This window comes from Spongiibacter sp. UBA1325, assembly GCF_002306875.1.
In the GTDB taxonomy this organism is placed as follows: Bacteria; Pseudomonadota; Gammaproteobacteria; order Pseudomonadales; family Spongiibacteraceae; genus Spongiibacter; species Spongiibacter marinus.
The window spans coordinates 34,252-51,160 of the sequence record NZ_DBTD01000004.1; the positions used below are offsets into that span (position 1 = coordinate 34,252).

The 16,909-nt window shown below is 55.8% G+C and carries 18 protein-coding genes; 12 read left to right on the forward strand and 6 right to left on the reverse strand.

The window, feature by feature from the left end; translation table 11 throughout:
- Window positions 1-28 precede the first annotated feature (28 nt).
- The 5 genes from B3K78_RS03100 to B3K78_RS03120 all read left to right on the forward strand — a co-directional run bounded on the left by B3K78_RS03100 (window position 29) and on the right by B3K78_RS03120 (window position 4,625).
- Window positions 29-1,378, forward strand: a complete 1,350-nt coding sequence (locus B3K78_RS03100; RefSeq protein ID WP_286694243.1) for an MFS transporter — start codon at window positions 29-31, stop codon at window positions 1,376-1,378.
- 78 nt (window positions 1,379-1,456) lie between these two features.
- A complete protein-coding gene (locus B3K78_RS03105; protein ID WP_286694244.1) occupies window positions 1,457-1,984 on the forward strand; it encodes a single-stranded DNA-binding protein in 528 nt (175 codons plus the stop codon).
- A gap of 79 nt (window positions 1,985-2,063) precedes the next feature.
- Window positions 2,064-2,924, forward strand: a complete 861-nt coding sequence (locus B3K78_RS03110; protein WP_286694245.1) for a sugar nucleotide-binding protein — start codon at window positions 2,064-2,066, stop codon at window positions 2,922-2,924.
- Window positions 2,911-3,432 (forward strand): molybdenum cofactor biosynthesis protein B, encoded by a 522-nt coding sequence (gene moaB, locus B3K78_RS03115; RefSeq protein WP_286694246.1) that lies wholly within the window; start codon window positions 2,911-2,913, stop codon window positions 3,430-3,432. Before B3K78_RS03110 ends, moaB begins: the two co-directional genes overlap by 14 nt.
- Before the next feature lie 2 nt (window positions 3,433-3,434).
- Complete coding sequence (locus B3K78_RS03120) at window positions 3,435-4,625, forward strand: molybdopterin molybdotransferase MoeA (protein WP_286694247.1); 1,191 nt, start codon at window positions 3,435-3,437, stop codon at window positions 4,623-4,625.
- Window positions 4,626-4,701: 76 nt separating this feature from the next.
- Here the strand turns inward: B3K78_RS03120 and fabB are convergent, their stop codons facing one another.
- Window positions 4,702-5,925, reverse strand: coding sequence for a beta-ketoacyl-ACP synthase I (gene fabB / locus B3K78_RS03125; RefSeq protein WP_204995047.1), 1,224 nt, complete (start codon window positions 5,923-5,925; stop codon window positions 4,702-4,704).
- A gap of 65 nt (window positions 5,926-5,990) precedes the next feature.
- Window positions 5,991-6,515, reverse strand: coding sequence for a bifunctional 3-hydroxydecanoyl-ACP dehydratase/trans-2-decenoyl-ACP isomerase (gene fabA / locus B3K78_RS03130; protein WP_286694248.1), 525 nt, complete (start codon window positions 6,513-6,515; stop codon window positions 5,991-5,993).
- A 228-nt stretch (window positions 6,516-6,743) separates the two neighbouring features.
- Between fabA and galU the strand changes: the two genes are divergently transcribed.
- Both galU and B3K78_RS03140 read left to right on the forward strand, forming a co-directional pair.
- A complete protein-coding gene (gene galU / locus B3K78_RS03135) occupies window positions 6,744-7,580 on the forward strand; it encodes a UTP--glucose-1-phosphate uridylyltransferase GalU (protein WP_286694249.1) in 837 nt (278 codons plus the stop codon).
- A gap of 3 nt (window positions 7,581-7,583) precedes the next feature.
- Entirely contained in the window at window positions 7,584-8,933 is a 1,350-nt protein-coding gene (locus tag B3K78_RS03140; protein WP_286694250.1) for a phosphohexomutase domain-containing protein, read from the forward strand.
- Between the two features lie 75 nt (window positions 8,934-9,008).
- Here the strand turns inward: B3K78_RS03140 and pgi are convergent, their stop codons facing one another.
- Window positions 9,009-10,646 carry a glucose-6-phosphate isomerase gene (gene pgi, locus B3K78_RS03145; protein WP_286694251.1) on the reverse strand — a complete coding sequence of 546 codons (1,638 nt, stop codon included), beginning with the start codon at window positions 10,644-10,646 and terminating at the stop codon, window positions 9,009-9,011.
- 117 nt (window positions 10,647-10,763) lie between these two features.
- Window positions 10,764-11,723, reverse strand: coding sequence for a polyprenyl synthetase family protein (locus tag B3K78_RS03150; protein ID WP_286694252.1), 960 nt, complete (start codon window positions 11,721-11,723; stop codon window positions 10,764-10,766).
- 271 nt (window positions 11,724-11,994) lie between these two features.
- On the opposite strand from B3K78_RS03150, the gene rplU reads away from it, so the two are divergent.
- The 4 genes from rplU (at window position 11,995) to proB (ending at window position 15,024) form a co-directional block, all read left to right on the forward strand.
- Complete coding sequence (gene rplU, locus B3K78_RS03155) at window positions 11,995-12,306, forward strand: 50S ribosomal protein L21 (RefSeq protein WP_027874901.1); 312 nt, start codon at window positions 11,995-11,997, stop codon at window positions 12,304-12,306.
- Between the two features lie 18 nt (window positions 12,307-12,324).
- Window positions 12,325-12,582 (forward strand): 50S ribosomal protein L27, encoded by a 258-nt coding sequence (rpmA, locus tag B3K78_RS03160; RefSeq protein ID WP_204995052.1) that lies wholly within the window; start codon window positions 12,325-12,327, stop codon window positions 12,580-12,582.
- Window positions 12,583-12,681: 99 nt separating this feature from the next.
- Window positions 12,682-13,884, forward strand: coding sequence for an Obg family GTPase CgtA (cgtA, locus tag B3K78_RS03165; protein ID WP_204995053.1), 1,203 nt, complete (start codon window positions 12,682-12,684; stop codon window positions 13,882-13,884).
- Between the two features lie 9 nt (window positions 13,885-13,893).
- Window positions 13,894-15,024 (forward strand): glutamate 5-kinase, encoded by a 1,131-nt coding sequence (proB, locus tag B3K78_RS03170; RefSeq protein ID WP_204995054.1) that lies wholly within the window; start codon window positions 13,894-13,896, stop codon window positions 15,022-15,024.
- 64 nt (window positions 15,025-15,088) lie between these two features.
- Here proB and rpsT read toward each other — a convergent pair whose 3' ends face one another.
- Window positions 15,089-15,361, reverse strand: a complete 273-nt coding sequence (rpsT, locus tag B3K78_RS03175; protein ID WP_204995055.1) for a 30S ribosomal protein S20 — start codon at window positions 15,359-15,361, stop codon at window positions 15,089-15,091.
- Between the two features lie 130 nt (window positions 15,362-15,491).
- Window positions 15,492-15,866: a diacylglycerol kinase gene (locus B3K78_RS03180; RefSeq protein WP_374961441.1), complete on the reverse strand. Its 375-nt coding sequence runs from the start codon at window positions 15,864-15,866 to the stop codon at window positions 15,492-15,494.
- Window positions 15,867-16,014: 148 nt separating this feature from the next.
- Here B3K78_RS03180 and lpxL point away from each other — a divergent pair, with 148 nt between their 5' ends.
- A complete protein-coding gene (gene lpxL, locus B3K78_RS03185) occupies window positions 16,015-16,905 on the forward strand; it encodes an LpxL/LpxP family Kdo(2)-lipid IV(A) lauroyl/palmitoleoyl acyltransferase (RefSeq protein ID WP_204995056.1) in 891 nt (296 codons plus the stop codon).
- Window positions 16,906-16,909 lie beyond the last annotated feature (4 nt).

The window sequence follows — 16,909 nt, forward strand, 5'->3', positions numbered from 1 at the left end:
CGGGAATTTTCCGCACTTGAACTCCTCCATGTCTGCGCTGGAGCGTCGCGCTGTTGCAGCGTTGGCCTGTTTATACGTATTCCGCATGCTCGGCTTGTTTATGCTGCTGCCGGTTTTACCTCTCTATGCTGCGGACTACGCTTTTAGCACACCGGTTTTGGTTGGTCTTGCGCTGGGTATCTATGGCCTTGGGCAGGCTGTGCTGCAAATTCCACTCGGTATGTTGTCGGACAGGATTGGTCGCAAGCCGGTTATCGTGGCGGGCTTATTATTGTTCGCCGCTGGCGGTGTGCTTGCAGCATCTGCTGAATCGATATTTACGGTGATATTTGGTCGGCTTATGCAGGGGGCCGGGGCAATAGCCAGTACGCTTACGGCGACCGTTGCCGACTTAACGCGAGAGCAGCACCGCAGTAAGGCGATGGCCGCCATCGGTGTCAGCATTGGGGTTTCCTTCGCAGTAGCAATGGTGGTTGGCCCCGGCGTCGCGGCCAGCTTTGGTGTTCCGGCGTTATTCTTGTTGACCTCGGCGCTCGCCATACTTGGCGTGGTGGTGGCCGTCTTTGTGGTGCCGTCCTCGCGCATCCAGTCTCGCGACCCGAGCGCCCGACCACTGGCAAGCTTGTTGTTGCGCTGTATTCGCAGTCCGTCTTTGATGCGTTTGAATGTGGGGGTTTTCGTCCTGCATATGGCCATGATGGCACTATTTTTGGTGTTGCCAGCCCGCCTTACGGAGCTGGGGCTGGCGCCTGCCGAGCATTGGATGGTGTACTTGCCTGTTATGGCCGCCGCGTTTGTATTGATGGTTCCGGCATTAATTGTTGCCGAGAAAAAGTCATGGCAGGCGCTGATTTTGCGCCTTGCGATCGCCCTCTTGGCGGGGGTATTGCTGCTCGCGTCGGTATTGCCGTTCTCTTTGGTTTCGGTCTTGGCAGTGTTGCTGCTGTTCTTTACGGCTTTTAACTACCTCGAAGCATCGTTGCCTGCATTGTTGAGTCGCAGCGTATATGCGGGGGGCAAGGGCACGGCGATGGGCGTTTTTGCCAGCTTCCAATTCATGGGCGCGTTTTGCGGCGGTGCGCTAGGGGGATGGGTGCTGGGACACTGGGGAGAAGCTGCAGTGTTTCTTGCGGCGGGTCTTGCCGGTTTACTGTGGCTGGCGTGTACCGTCGGCATGGTGCTTCCTGTTCAGAATATTAGCGTTACCCTAAGCTGGCCGCAGGGCGGTTGGGGGTATGAGCGTTTGCGAAACGAGGTGTTGTGTCTGCCGGGCACATTAGACGTGACGGTCTTTGAGGACGAGCGCCAGGCCTATCTGCGAGTATCCAAGGGCTTTGATTTAGCTCAGTTGCCCGCTGAGCTTTACCGCCGGGACTAATGACGGGTTCCGGCAGAATCCGGTATAGTGGTGACTGTCATTTGGCAGGCCGCAGACAGTAATAATAGGAGAGTGCGCATGGCGCGAGGTATCAACAAAGTTATCTTGGTGGGGAATCTTGGCCAAGACCCAGAGACTCGATATATGCCTTCTGGGGGAGCCGTGACAAATGTCACCATCGCGACCAGTGAGACGTGGAAGGACAAGCAAACTGGCCAGCCGCAAGAGCGTACAGAATGGCACCGGGTGGTGTTCTTCAATCGGCTGGCTGAAATCGCGGGTGAGTATTTGAAAAAAGGCTCAAAGGTCTACGTTGAGGGATCTCTGCGCACTCGCAAATGGCAGGATCAAAGTGGCCAAGACCGTTACACCACCGAGATTGTTGCTGCTGAAATGCAAATGCTCGACAGCCGTAGCGGTGGTGGCATGTCTGGTGGTTATGGCGACGATGGCTACTCCCAAGCGCAGGCGCCTCAGCAGCGTCGCCAAGCAGCACCTGCTCCATCAGCTCCGCAGCGCCAAGCCCCTCCGCAACAGCAAGCGCCCGCTCAGCAAAACGCTCCTGCTCCTGGTTTTGACGACTTTGATGACGATATTCCGTTCTAAGAGATGTCTTCGCAGTTAGTGAGCGCCGATGGGACGGCGGCGGGATTAACGTCCCAGAAAAGTGTTGTGCAATGTCTAGATGAAGGCGGCAGTGGGCGAAACGGTGAGCGTGTTACTACTCTGTGAAGACTCCGCGTTAGCGGCGGCCCTGCAAGCGCAGCTGAACTCCCGGGGCCGGGAATTGCTGCAACTAAAGCCCTCTGAATTATTGGCGCAACCGCACTTGGCCGACGGTGCGATTCTCGTTAACGCCCTTTTAACACCGGGCGAACCCGTCACCGACGCCGTCGTTGATATTCAGGCGGAGCTAATAAGTGCTGTAGGTCCGAAACTGCGGTGTTATTTGGGGCTGAGTGATGCCCGGGTTGTCGCGGCATTGGATCGCGAAGAGCCGGTGGCAGAAAATGCCACCCCAGCTCCTCAAGGTCAGGATGCTGTCCGTCTGGCGGCAATGGAAGAGCAGCTGCTATCCGCGCCCTTGCAGGCGCTTATCCTGCGCACGGGGCCACTTATTGCGACCGACGGTGATAATTTACTGTCCGCCTTTATCAAGGCGCTTAAAGCGGGCCAAGCGCTTGGTCTTGATGATTCTCAGCAGAGTGCTCCGACGCCGGTTGGTGACCTTGCCCGGGTGTTGTCGGCAATGATTGACCAGCTTTCCTGTGGTGCGCTGTGCCGGGGTATCTATCACTATCAAAGCAGCGGTGCCACTAGCGCCTATGCTTTTGCCGAAGTGGCCTACGCTCATGCCGGGCAATATCTGGCGACTCCCCCCGATATTTCAATTGATGGCGATGGCTGGGGGTGGGTAACGGATTCGCGGGTACTCCGCTGTGAGCGTTTATTGCGTAATTTCGGTATTAAGCAATTAGCGTGGCGATCCTGGTTGCCAAAAATGATTAAAACCCTTTGTGAGGATGATTGCGATGAGCGCCTCTGACGCGTTTTCAGCTCTGTCGATCGCGGTGCTGACCGTATCGGATACCCGAGATGAGGCTTCTGATAGCTCTGGGCACTACCTATGTACTGCTCTGCAAGAGGCCGGTCACCGGCAGGCGGATAAGCAGATCGTGAAAGACGATATTTATCAAATTCGCGCTGCACTATCCGCTTGGATCGCCGATGAAAACATTGACGCTGTGCTGGTCACTGGCGGTACCGGATTTTCTGGGCGGGACTCCACGCCAGAGGCGGTATCGGTACTTTTTGACAAGCACATTGAAGGCTTTGGCGAGGTTTTTCGCGCCGTGTCATTCGAGGAAATTGGTTCGTCGACCATCCAGTCGCGAGCCCTTGCCGGCTTCGCTAATAATACCGTGATATTTTGCATGCCAGGTTCTACGGGGGCGTGCCGAACCGCGTGGACGCGGCTTATCGCGGAGCAGCTCGATAGCCGTCATCGCCCCTGCAATTTTGTGGGTGTGTTAACTACTCGTAGAGGTCACTAATAATGGCGCTGCGCCCGGTGGCGGACGTACAGGCTGAGTTACTGGCAGATGCGAGCCTGTGTGGGGATGAGTGCTGTGATCTGAATGCCGCATTTGGGCGCATTCTTCGGGAGGATATTGTCGCGGCAACAGATGTGCCGCCGGCGGCCAATAGCGCGATGGACGGCTACGCATTGCGGGTCGCTGATCTTGCCGAAGGGCGGGCCCTGCCTATCAGCCAGCGTATAGCGGCGGGCCATGCCCCCGATGCCTTGCTGCCGGGAACCGCGGCGCGAATCTTTACCGGTGCGGTTGTCCCGCCGGGGGCAGACTGTGTTGTTGCTCAGGAGGATTGCCGGCGATCCGATGAGGGCGTTGAGATTGCGATAACGCCAGTATCTGGCCAGCATATTCGCCCGTGTGGCCAGGACATCGCTAAGGGGGCTGTTGTTGTAGCACGCGGTCGCAAGCTAGGCGCCGCGGACCTCGGCTTGTTGGCCTCCGTTGGGGTGCCGGCCTGTCGCGTTGGCAAACGCTTAAAAGTTGCCTTGATGTCGACCGGGGATGAATTGCGAGAGCCCGGCCAGGCGCTCGGCACAGCGCAAATTTATAATTCCAATCGGCCGATGCTGGCTGCGCTGATTTCAGCAATGGGCGGTGAGCTTATCGACCTGGGAATTATCCCCGATACGGCAGTGGCGACTGCGGGGGCCTTGGCTCAAGCGGCTGAGTTGGCCGATGTGGTAATAAGCAGTGGTGGTGTCTCTGTCGGTGAGGAGGATCATGTTAAGGCGCAGATAGAGCGCTTGGGTGAGCTCAAGGTGTGGAAACTGGCGATTAAGCCGGGTAAGCCCCTGGCCTACGGCCGAATTGCAGGCGTGCCGTTTTTTGGTTTGCCGGGCAACCCGGTGTCGAGTTTTGTCACCTTTTGCCTGCTCGTCAGGCCGTATTTGTTGGCCATGCAAGGCATCAGCGACCCGATGCCCGACGTCGTTCAGGCGACGGCGGACTTCGAATGGCGAAAGCCAGGTAGTCGGCAGGAGTATCTGCGTGTGCGCCTGAAGGGGGGCGTGCTGAGTTTGCATCCGCAGCAAAGCTCCGGGGCGCTAAGTTCAGTGGCGTGGGCGAATGCATTGGCAATTGTGCCGCCGGGTACGACCTTTGGGCGTGGAGAGGTTATCGATTGTCTTTCTTTCGCTGAGTTGGGTGCCTAGAGCGAAAAGAATAACCGTACTTGGCATACAAAAAAGCCCGCAGAAGCGGGCTTTTTTATGCACAAGTGCTTTTGGGTTAGTCGTTAACTCGACTAAACACCAGGCTCGCGTTAGTGCCACCAAAGCCAAAGCTGTTAGACATAATGGTATTGAGCGTCACGTTTTCGCGCTTTTCTGTCGCAATTGGAATGCCGGCGGCTTCCGAATCCAGCTCCTCGATATTGGCGGAAGCGGCAATGAAGTTATTTTGCATCATCAGTAGCGAGAAGATGGCTTCTTGAACGCCGGTAGCCCCCAGAGAGTGCCCAGCCAGTGACTTGGTTGAACCGATAACGGGGATGGGGTGTTCGCCATAGGCCTGTTTAATGGCCTTGAGTTCCTGCATATCGCCGGCCGGCGTCGAGGTGCCATGTGAGTTGATGTAGTCGACCTCACTGCTGACATTTTGCAGGGCCAGGCGCATGCATCGCGCCGCGCCTTCGCCACTCGGGGCAACCATGTCATAGCCGTCGGAGGTGGCGCCGTAGCCGACTAATTCGCCATAAATTTTTGCGCCGCGCGCTTTGGCGTGCTCGAGTTCTTCCAGAACGATCATGCCGGCACCGCCAGCAATAACAAAGCCGTCGCGGTTAGCGTCGTAGGGTCGGGAGGCCTGCTGGGGGGTGTCGTTGTACTTCGTAGACAGCGCGCCCATGGCATCAAACAGGCAGCTCAGCGACCAGTGTTCTTCTTCGCCGCCGCCGGCAAAAACAACATCTTGTTTGCCCAGCTGAATCAGTTCAGCAGCGTTGCCAATGCAGTGTGCGCTGGTGGCGCAAGCTGAAGAGATAGAGTAGTTCACACCTTTTATTTTAAAGGGGGTGGCCAGACAGGCAGATACGGTGCTGCCCATGGTTTGGGTAACCCGGTAGGGCCCAATACGTTTTACGCCGCGCTCGCGCAGTGTATCGGCAGACTCAATGAGGTTGGCGGAAGAGGCACCACCAGAGCCGGCAATAATGCCAGTACGCTCGTTGTCGATATCCTTGTCTTCAAGTCCGGAGTCGGCAATCGCTTCTTGCATGGCGATGTAAGCATAGGCTGCCGCGTCGCCCATGAAGCGCAGTTGCTTGCGATCAATGTGGGCTTTTAAATCCAGGTCTTTAATGGAGCCTGAAATATGGCTGCGAAAGCCCATTTCTTTGTAGGTGTCGTTATGTGTGATGCCGGATGCACCATTTTGGAGCGAAGCCAAAGCTTGTTTGATGTCGTTGCCAATGCTGGAGACGATACCCATCCCCGTAACTACAACACGTTTCATGTCTACCTCGTAGCGTATGTTTGTTCTGTCAGTGAGTCTTGTTTGCCACGCTAGTGGCATTGTTATTACGCGAAGCTGGCGTCGTCTTTGAACAGGCCAACCCGCAGATCTTTAGCGGTGTAGATAACTTTCCCGTCGACAGCGACCTCGCCGTCGGCGATACCCATAACCAGTTTGCGTTCAATGAGTCGCTTGAAGTTGAGTGTGTAGGTAACGAGTTTGGTGTCGGGTAAAATTTGTCCAGTGAACTTAATTTCGCCGGCACCCAGCGCGCGGCCTTTGCCACTGTTGCCGCGCCACCCGAGGAAAAAGCCCACCAGCTGCCACATGGCATCGAGCCCCAGGCAGCCGGGCATGACCGGGTCGCCAACAAAGTGGCAGTCGAAAAACCATAGGTCGGGGTTGATATCGAGCTCGGCGATCAGTTGGCCTTTGCCGTATTCGCCACCTTCGCCGCTAATATGCGTGATGCGGTCTAACATGAGCATATTGTCGACGGGAAGGCGGGGGTTGCCCGGGCCAAAGAGCCGGCCTTGGCCGCAATCAATGAGTTCTTCTTTTGTAAAGCTATTTTTATGGGTAAGAGACATAAGAAAAAGACTTGCCAGTGAGAAATTTGTAGCGCGCATAGTAGCATAAGGGCCTGCTGAGCACACAAAAATGTCAACATTGGCCTGATCATTGCTGTAATAATTTGGTAAGCAGGGCAAAGTAGGCTACGCGGTGATTGCGAATCTGCTGCACTGCTGGGAAAATTCGTTCACAAGGCTCGTTACGGACTGAGCTATTTCAAAAAAAACACAGGATGCACAAGTAATATGATCAGGAAATGTCTCTTTCCGGTTGCCGGCTACGGTACCCGCTTCCTACCCGCGACGAAGTCGATGCCCAAAGAAATGCTGCCGATCGTCAACAAGCCACTGGTTCAGTACGGTGTTGAGGAGTCTATTGAGGCGGGGCTTAAGCAAATTGCTCTGGTAACGGGTCGCGGTAAGCGCGCCATTGCTGATCACTTCGACATTAGTTTTGAGCTTGAAAACCAAATAGCGGGCACCAGCAAAGAGTCCTACCTGACCAGTATTCGGAAAGTGTTGAGCGAAGGCACTTTTATGATGACGCGCCAGCGCGAAATGAAAGGCTTGGGGCACGCCATTCTTACCGGTGAAAGCCTGGTGGGCAATGAGGCCTTCGGCGTTATTCTTTCCGATGACCTGTGCGTGAATCCGGGCGAAGATGGTGTGATGGCGCAAATGGTGAAGCTGTATAACCAGTTCCGCTGTAGCATTGTCGCCATCCAGGAAGTGCCAATGGAGAACATCGAGAAATACGGTGTTATTGCTGGCGATGATATGGGTGGTGGCCTCTACCGAGTAAAAGATATGGTTGAGAAGCCCAAGGCTGAAGACGCGCCGAGTAACCTCGCGGTTATTGGTCGCTATATTCTAACGCCCGATATTTTCGATATTTTGCGCGACACTCCTCCGGGTAAAAACGGCGAAATTCAGCTGACAGATGCACTGATGACCCAGGCGCAAAACGGCTGCGTGCTGGCGTATAAATTCCGAGGCCGCCGATTTGACTGCGGCAGCGTGCCCGGATTTATCGAAGCGACAAACTACGTCTACGAAAACATCTATCAAGACGGGCAGGGTTGATTCATGGTGCAAGAACTAAGCTGTTTTAAGGCCTACGATGTTCGCGGTCGCATCCCCGATCAGCTCAACGAAGATATTGCCTATCGCATTGGTCGCGCCTTTGCTGAAGTGATCAAGCCGAAGAAGGTTGTCGTTGGGCACGATATTCGCCTGAGTAGTGAGGCAATAAAAGCAGCCGTTTCTAACGGCTTGCGCGATGCAGGGGTCGATGTGTACGACATCGGCCTGTGTGGAACAGAAGAAATTTACTTTGCCACGTCGCATGCAGAAATGGATGGCGGTATTGCCGTCACCGCGAGTCATAATCCCAAAGATTATAACGGCATGAAGTTCGTGCGTGAGGAGTCGAAGCCAATCAGCGGCGACACTGGCCTGTTGGATATTAAAGCCCTTGCTGAGAAGAACGAATTTTCAGCCCCGGCAGCGGTGCGTGGCCAGCTTCAGTCGCTTGATACGAGTGCGGCCTATGTCGAGCACTTGTTGAGCTACGTAGATGTATCTGCCCTCAAGCCGCTCAAAATCGTCGTCAATGCCGGTAATGGTGGCGCTGGGCGTGTGGTTGATCTGTTGGAACCGCATTTGCCGTTTGAATTTATTCGTGTTCATCACGAAGCTGATGGCAACTTCCCGAACGGCGTGCCGAACCCTCTTTTGGTGGAGAATCGTCAACCCACTATTGATGCCATTAAGGCGCACGGTGCTGACCTGGGTATTGCCTGGGACGGTGACTTTGATCGCTGTTTCTTTTTCGATGAGCGCGGCGAGTTCATCGAAGGCTATTACGTTGTGGGCTTGCTTGCCGAGACTTTCCTGCTGAATGCTCCAGGCGAAAAAGTGGTTCACGACCCGCGTTTAACCTGGAACACCGTCGATATTGTTCAGGCGCGCGGCGGCGAGGCGGTACAGAGCAAAACCGGTCATGCCTTTATTAAAGAGCGAATGCGCAAGGAAAATGCGGTCTACGGCGGTGAAATGAGTGCCCACCACTACTTCAGGGACTTTGCTTACTGCGATAGTGGCATGATTCCCTGGTTGCTGGTTACTCAGCTGATGTCGGTGAGGTCTGCGGCCTTGTCGTCGCTGGTCGAAGAGCGCGTTGCCAAGTTTCCCTGCAGTGGTGAAATTAATCGCGAGGTCGACGATGCGCGCGCCAGTATTGCTGCCATTGAAGCAAAATATGCCGAGCAGGCAAGCAGCGTTGATTATACCGACGGTCTGAGTATGGATTTTGACGGCTGGCGGTTTAATGTGCGCATGTCCAACACCGAGCCGGTTGTACGCTTGAACGTTGAGAGTGAGGCGGACATGGCGCTGATGAAGCAGAAAACTGAGGAGCTGCTAACCCAGCTATAAGCGCGGTTTCTGTTGCTTGTTAGAAAGCCGGGCATAGCCCGGCTTTTTTGTTTCTGTGGTGAGTGCGTCCGGTTATTAGCTATTGGCGCGTCGGGCTCGCTCGATGAGTTGCGCTGTCGAGCTGTCGGGGGTGGTGTCGCTGTCTGTGTCGCCTCGGAGGCTCCCCAGTAGTTGGTGGCTTAACTGCTTGCCAAGTTCTACCCCCCATTGGTCAAAGGGGTTGATGTCCCAGATGAAGCTCGCGCAGATCAGTCGATATTCGTACAGCGCGATCAAATTGCCGAGTGCGCGGGGGCTGAGCTCGTCCATCAAAATTGTGGTACTGGGGCGGTTGCCTGGCATGGCTTTATGTTTGGCAAGTTGTGCTGCCTCGTCAGGGCTGAAGCCGTCCCGTAGTAGCTCTTGCTCCACCTCTTTGGCAGATTTGCCCTGCATAAGCGCCAGGCTTTGTGCAAAGCAGTTCGCGAGTAAGGCTTGCTGTTGGTCGAGAGCTTTGCCACTGTTTTTGAGCGCGGCAATAAAGTCGCAGGGAATGATGTCGCTGCCCTGGTGGAGTAATTGGTGGAAGGAATGCTGGCCATTGGTGCCTTCGCTACCCCATATTACGCCGCCGCTCTGTTGCGGCAGGGCGTCGCCGCTACGGTCCACCGTTTTTCCGGCGCTCTCCATAAACAGCTGCTGGAGATAGTCGGGGAGCTGCTTGAGGCGGTTGCAGTAGGGCAGGATGGCGTGAGAGCTGATATTCCAGCTGTTGCGATACCACACATCCAATAGCGCGAGTGTAGCGGGCAGGTTGCTCTCGAGGCTGCTGCTTGCCATGTGCTCGTCAACTTCCGCGCCGCCTAATAATATTTCCGAGAAGCAGGGCCAGCCGTAGTTGGCGGCGACGATAAGGCCAAAGCCAGACCAAACGGAAAAGCGCCCGCCTACCCAGCTCGGCACGGCGAGGGTGAGGTCTGGTGCAACCCCCAGCTTGGCGGCGGCGTCGGGGTTGGCGGTTATGGCAATAAAATGCCTGCCGATATCCTGCCCCGGTAGAGCCTGTTCCAACCAGCGCTTTGCCGCTGCGGCATTGGCTAAGGTTTCTTGCGTGCCGAAAGATTTCGAGGCAACGATGAAGAGGGTGCTCTCGGCGGGCAAATCGGCGAGGGCTTCGTTGGCGCAACTCGGGTCAATATTGGCTAAAAAGCGGCATTCAAAAGCGGCTTCTGCACTCTCTTTCAGGGCTTCGGTAAACAGGCGCGGGCCAAAGTCAGAGCCGCCGATACCGATGTTGACGATATGGCTGTAGGGTTTGCCGGTGCAGCCGCGCAGTTCGCCGCTGCGCAGGCCTGCGCTGATCGCCGCCATATTTTCGTACATTGTGTGAATCGCGGGGTCGCTGCTGTGTTGGGAGTACGCCCACGTTCGCAGTGCGGCGTAATTTGCACTGCGTTGTTCGGTGTTGTTGCACAGCGCGCCGCTGCGCATAGCGTTAAGCTTTTCGGGCACGCCTGCATCGAGGGCGAGGGCGTGCAGGGCCTTGGCAATGTCGCTATCGATATGCTGCTTTGAGTAATCGATAAACAGGGCGCCCAACTCCGTGCTGAATTGCGTGCTGCGATCCGCATGTTCGGCGAAGCGTTGTTTTAATGGTTGCTTTGAGCACGCACTCTTGAGTGAGGCGAGTGTTTGCCAGATTTCGCCTCGGCGACTCGGTGTTGCTGGTGCCACTGATTTCTCCCGTTCTTCCGTGGTGGGCGCTCTTCGCATTATCGCAGCCCATTACTGCCGATAATAACGCAATATTCATACCGTTATATGAAATCGCCGTCCTTTTGCGACCGCTGCCTAGCTTTTTCTTTGAAGGGCCAGTTCGCACAGCTTGCTAAGAGCGTCTTTGTGGGCGCTCGGCGGGAGGGACTGTAGTGCATGAATAGCAGCCTGGCTGTATTTCTGGGCAGCATCTCGGCAATAGTCTAGAGCGCCGCTTTGCTTAACGGCTGCAACAATGCTGTCAAGCTCGTCCGCCGACTTTTCGCTAATGGCGCGTTGAACTTGCTGCTTTTGTGTGGCACTGCCGTTCTGCAATATGAAAATCAGTGGCAGGGTCGGTTTGCCCTCTGCCAGGTCGTCGCCGACATTCTTGCCAGTCTCGGCGGGGTCGCCTTCGTAGTCCAGAATGTCATCAATCAGCTGGAAGGCAATGCCGAGATTTAAGCCGTAGTCATACAGGGCTTGTTGTTGGCTACTTTGTTCTGACAGCAGCGCGGCGCCCGAGCACGCGGCCGCGAATAACACAGCGGTTTTGCTGCGAATGACATTGAAGTAAGTGTCTTCATCGGTGTCGGGGTTGCCTGCCCTCGCGAGCTGAAGTACCTCTCCCTCGGCAACGGTATTGGTCGTGTCAGACAGTAATGCCATGAGCGGCATGTTGCCAATGCTAACCAATACCTGAAACGCGCGTGAGTAAAGGAAGTCGCCAACCAGCACGCTGGGTGCATTGCCGAATTCAGCGTTGGCCGTCGGTCGTCCCCGGCGCAGTGCAGAAAGGTCTACAACGTCGTCGTGCAGCAAGGTCGCTGTGTGGATAAATTCAATAACGGCTGCTAGGCGAATGTGGTCGTGGTCAATCTTGCCGAGCGCGCCGGCGCTCAGCAGGCTGAGAAGGGGGCGCAGGCGTTTGCCGCCAGCATCAATAATGTAGTGGCCAATGTTCTCCACAAGGGCGACTCGGGAGTGCAATTGCTCGACGATAAAATCGTTGACGGAGTTGAACTCGCTATCTACGACCTGGCGGATATGTTGCATGGACTTATTGACTTGCGGCGGTGGAATCGGCTGGCATCGTATGGGGGGTGGGCTAGGCTGTCAAGTTGAGCGTACCTGAGGCTGAACGCTGGATAAAGCACTTGTGTTTATTGGCTGAAGCCAGTAAAATTCGCGCCCCTGAAGCAAAACCGCCCAGCCCGGCTTAAAAGTGAGGTTGCAGCGGTGCCTGGACTTGTCCCACGGCCGGTAAAAGCTGGTGGTGGCCAAACACTCAATATGCATTGCAAGCAGGCTCTTGGAGATTATGCCCATGTACGCAGTTATTGAAAGCGGTGGTAAGCAGCACCGTGTAGTTGAGGGTGAAACCCTCAAGTTGGAAAAAATTGAAGTCGCCACTGGTGAAGCCATTACTTTTGATAAAGTACTGATGGTTAAGAACGGTGAAGAACTCAAAATCGGTGCGCCCTATGTTGAGGGTGGTAAAGTGACTGCAGAGGTTATCTCTCAAGGTCGTCACGCTAAGGTGAAAATCGTTAAGTTTCGCCGCCGTAAGCACAGCATGAAACAAGCCGGTCACCGCCAGTGGTTCACGGAAGTGAAAATCACTGGTATCAGCGGCTAAGAATACGAGGAGAGACTCATGGCTCACAAGAAAGCTGGTGGTAGTACCCGTAACGGACGCGATTCCGAGAGTAAACGCCTTGGTGTTAAGCGCTACGGCGGTCAGGCTGTTAGCGCAGGTAGCATCATCGTGCGTCAGCGTGGCACCAAGTTCCATGCGGGCGAAAACGTAGGCTGCGGAACAGACCACACGTTGTTTGCAAAAGCAGACGGTGTAGTGAAGTTTGAAGTTAAAGGCCCTAAGAACCGCAAGTTTGTCAGCATCGTCGCTGCGTAATTTCCGGCTCTATTGGTTCGCAAAGCCTCGTCGGTTGACGGGGCTTTTTTGTTTCTGTACACAACATAACGGGCTGTGTCAGTCACCGAGGTTAAGGTAATGAAATTTGTCGATGAGGCGGTAATCCGCGTAGCCGCGGGGCGCGGGGGCAATGGTTGTCTCAGTTTTCGTCGCGAAAAATATATACCCCGAGGTGGCCCGGATGGTGGAGACGGCGGCGATGGCGGAAGCATTATTCTGCGCGCAGACTCCGCCAGCAATACCCTGGTGGACTACCGCTTTGTAAAGCATTATCAGGCTCAGTCTGGCGAGCCTGGGCGTGGTGGCAATTGTCGGGGTAAGAGCGGCGAGGATCTGGTGTTGATCGTTCCGGTAGGGACAACCGTGATTGATGAAGACACTCGCGAGGTCTTGGGGGATCTTATCGAGGCGGGCGATGAGCTAAAGGTCGCTCAGGGCGGGTTTCACGGCCTGGGGAATACGCGCTTTAAATCCAGCACCAATCGCGCGCCGCGCCAGTTTACGCGCGGCAGCGACGGCGAGATACGAAGCCTGCGGTTGGAGCTGAAGGTGTTGGCTGACGTCGGGTTGTTAGGCTTGCCGAATGCGGGTAAATCGACCTTCATTCGCGCGGTGTCTGCGGCAAAGCCAAAAGTTGCCAACTACCCCTTTACTACCTTGGTGCCCAATCTGGGGGTGGTGAGTGTGCAGCCCCATCGCAGCTTCGTGATTGCGGATATTCCCGGTCTGGTGGAGGGGGCAGCCGACGGGGCTGGCCTTGGTATTCGTTTTCTGAAACACCTAACGCGGACTCGCTTGCTGCTGCATATTGTTGATATGGCGCCCTACGATGGCTCTACGCCTGAAGAGGCGGTTTCGGTGATCACCGAAGAGCTCAAGCAGTTTAGCCCGCTGTTGGCTAATCGCGATCGCTGGCTGGTGCTGAATAAAATTGACCTGCTGCCAGAGGAGGAGCGCGAGGCGCGCTGTCAGGCGGTGGTTGATGCGCTGGCGTGGGAAGGGCCGGTATACAAAATTGCGGCAATCTCCGCTGAGAATACCAAGCGCCTTTGTCAGGACATTCTGGCCTTTGTTGAGGCGCAGGCCGAGCGCTTGAGTGAGGACCCGGACGCTGCGGAGCGCGAGCGAGAAATTCAGGAGGCAATGCAGCAAGAGGCGCGTGACCGTATTGCGGCATTGCATGCAGCCAGAAAGGCGCGCCAGCAGGCTGACGGCGATGAAGATGATGGCGATGACGGCGACGATGATGATTATGATGTTGAAGTGGTCTACAGGCCTTGAGGTGATGGCGTGACAGAGGGACGGCAGCAGCTCTCGCGTGCGACGCGTATTGTTGTAAAGATCGGTTCGGCATTGCTTACCAACGATGGTCAGGGGCTCTGCGTTGAAGGCCTGGACGCCTGGGTGGCGCAGATAGCGGGTCTGCGAGCAAAAGGCTGTGAGATTGTGCTGGTGTCTTCCGGGGCGGTAGCCGAGGGAATGACCCGTCTCGGGTGGTCGCGCCGCCCAGAGGACCTGCATCACCTGCAGGCAGCGGCGGCTGTGGGGCAGATGGGCTTGGTTCAGGCTTACGAGGCGCGATTCCGAGAGCACGGCTTACAGACGGCGCAAATCCTGTTGGGGCATGACGATATTTCCGCGCGGGATCGCTACTTGAATGCTCGGGGCACCTTGTTGACCCTGCTGGGGCTTTCCGTGCTGCCGATCGTCAACGAAAATGATAGCGTGGTGACCGATGAAATCCGCTTTGGTGACAATGACACCTTGGCTGCGCTGGTTGCCAACTTAATTGATGCTGATGCGCTGCTGATCCTGACGGACCAGAGCGGCCTGTATAGCAGTGACCCCCGCTACAACCCCGAGGCTGAGCTTGTCAGTGAAGCCGATGCTGCCGATAAGTCTCTGGATGCGATGGTCGGTGGTAGTGCCGGGAGTTTGGGGCGTGGCGGTATGATGACCAAGTTGCGGGCGGCGCGTTTGGCGGCGCGCTCGGGTGCAAATACCCTGATCGCGGGCGGGCGTGAGCCCGATGTGCTGTCCCGCGCCCTGTCGGGGGAGGCGCTGGGTACTTTGTTGCTTGCCAAGGAGCCGCCGATGACGGCACGCAAGAAATGGTTGGCGGGGCAGTTGCGGCTGCGTGGCAGTGTTGTGGTGGATGACGGCGCGGCGCGGGTATTGCGCCAACAGGGGCGCAGTCTCCTTTCTGTTGGAGTGGTTGCCGCTCGGGGGCAGTTTGAGCGCGGTGATTTGGTGAGCTGTATTGATGCGGAAGGTAGGGAGGTTGCGCGGGGCTTGGTTAATTACCGTGCGGACGAGGTTGTTCGAATTGCTGGCAAGCCGACTGCTGAGATCGCCGAGATTTTGGGTTATTTGGCTGAGCCGGAGCTGATCCATCGCGATAATATGGTCGTGATGTCGTAACCGAAAATGCCAGGCATAAAAAAACCCGCATAAAGCGGGTTTTTTTATGCCTGGCTTGCTGGTTTTACGCAGCTTCGCCCATGGCTTTAATGCGAGCGTTCAGGCGGCTCTTATGACGAGCAGCTTTGTTCTTGTGGAAAATGCCTTTGTCGGCAGTGCGGTCAAGAACAGGTACTGCGGCTGCGTAGGCTGCTTTTGCCGCTTCTTGGTCGCCAGACTCGATTGCAGCAATAACCTTCTTCAGGTAAGTGCGAACCATTGAGCGCAGACTGGCGTTATGAGTGCGACGTTTCTCCGCCTGACGTGCGCGTTTTCTTGCTTGCGGGGAATTTGCCACCCTTATTACTCCTCTAGAACTTGCGCTGAAAATTTAGGCCGTGGATTATTCAGTTTTGCGCCGCCTATGTCAAGGGAAAACGGGGCTTGGCTGGGGATTATTTGCGAGGGAAGGTGAGGCCGCCTGGCCCTCAGCGCAATCGCTCGACGATCTGCAGGCCCCAGCACGTTACGCAAAGCATCAGACTAATCATCACGGCGGCTGAACCGATATCTTTGGCCTGCCCAGAGAGTGGGTGGCGATCGGTGCCAATACGGTCTATAGCTGCTTCTATCGCCGAGTTTATCAGCTCGACGATCAAGACCAGCAAAACCGGGATAATGAGCAGGCTGCGCTCGATCGCATTTTCCCCCAGCCAAAACGCTGCGGGTAGCAGGATGGCGGCCAGCATGCACTCTTGTCTGAAGGCCTCTTCATGGCGCCACGCGGCGGCGAGCCCCTTGCGAGAATAGAGAGTGGCGTCAATCAGTCGCCAGAGGCCGTGTCGGCCGGGCTTATTCATCATGGTAATTTCACAGCTGTTAGCCAGGTCTGTGTCTCAATCGGTGTACAATACTCAGCGCTATGCTTATGCAGGGCTGTTATATAAGGGCGTAGGCGCGCGAGCTCCGGTAGAACCGCCTGCCGAGAAGACACAGTGTAATAGCAGGACGATGACAATTCAGAGACAACTCTTACATCCGCGCTACTGGCCAACCTGGCTGGGTGTGGCATTTATGTTCGTGCTGGCAAAGTTGCCTCAGCGATTGAACTACCTTGTCGGCAAGCTGCTGGGCAGTTTGTTTTACTATTTTGCCGGTGGTCGACGCCATGTTGCCGCGCGAAATCTGGCGCTGTGTTTTCCGGAACTTACCGAGGCGGAACGTCGTCGCCTGCTCAAAAAAACCATGCAGGATCAGGGTATCGGTTTGCTCGAAATGCTGCGAACGTGGTTTACCCCAATTGACAAGCTGGGCGTCGAGTTGGAATTCGTCGGTGAAGAGCATCTCGACGGCGACGACCAGGGCGTCATCGTATTGGGCGCGCATTTCACCTTTATCGATTTGAGCGCAGCCTTAATTGCGCGCAGTAAGCGTTCTGACTCGTTCTATCGCAAGCAAAAGAACCCGGTGATCGAGTGGATTTTGAGTCGAGCGCGCGGGCGTTATGGTGAGCCGATTCACCGGCGCGATTTTAAACGCGCACTAAAATCCCTTCGCAAAGGGAACCGGCTGTTCTACCTGCCGGATCAAGATTACGGCCGCAAGTCGGCGGCATTTGTTGAGTTTTTCAATAACCCTGCCGCCACTACCGTGGCGACGTCTACCCTGGCTAAGGGTGGGCGCGCGAAAGTGGTATATATCGACCAACAGCGCTTAGAGAAAGGGCGCCGAATTCGCCTGGAGGCCATTCCGCTGGAAAATATTCCCAGTGGCGATCCCGATGCCGATGCGCGGGCGGTGAACGCTGTGATTGAAGAGAATATTCGCCGAGCGCCGGAGCAGTATATGTGGGTCCATCGCCGTTTCAAAACGCGCCCCGAAGGCGCTGCGAAGGTGTATTGAGGCC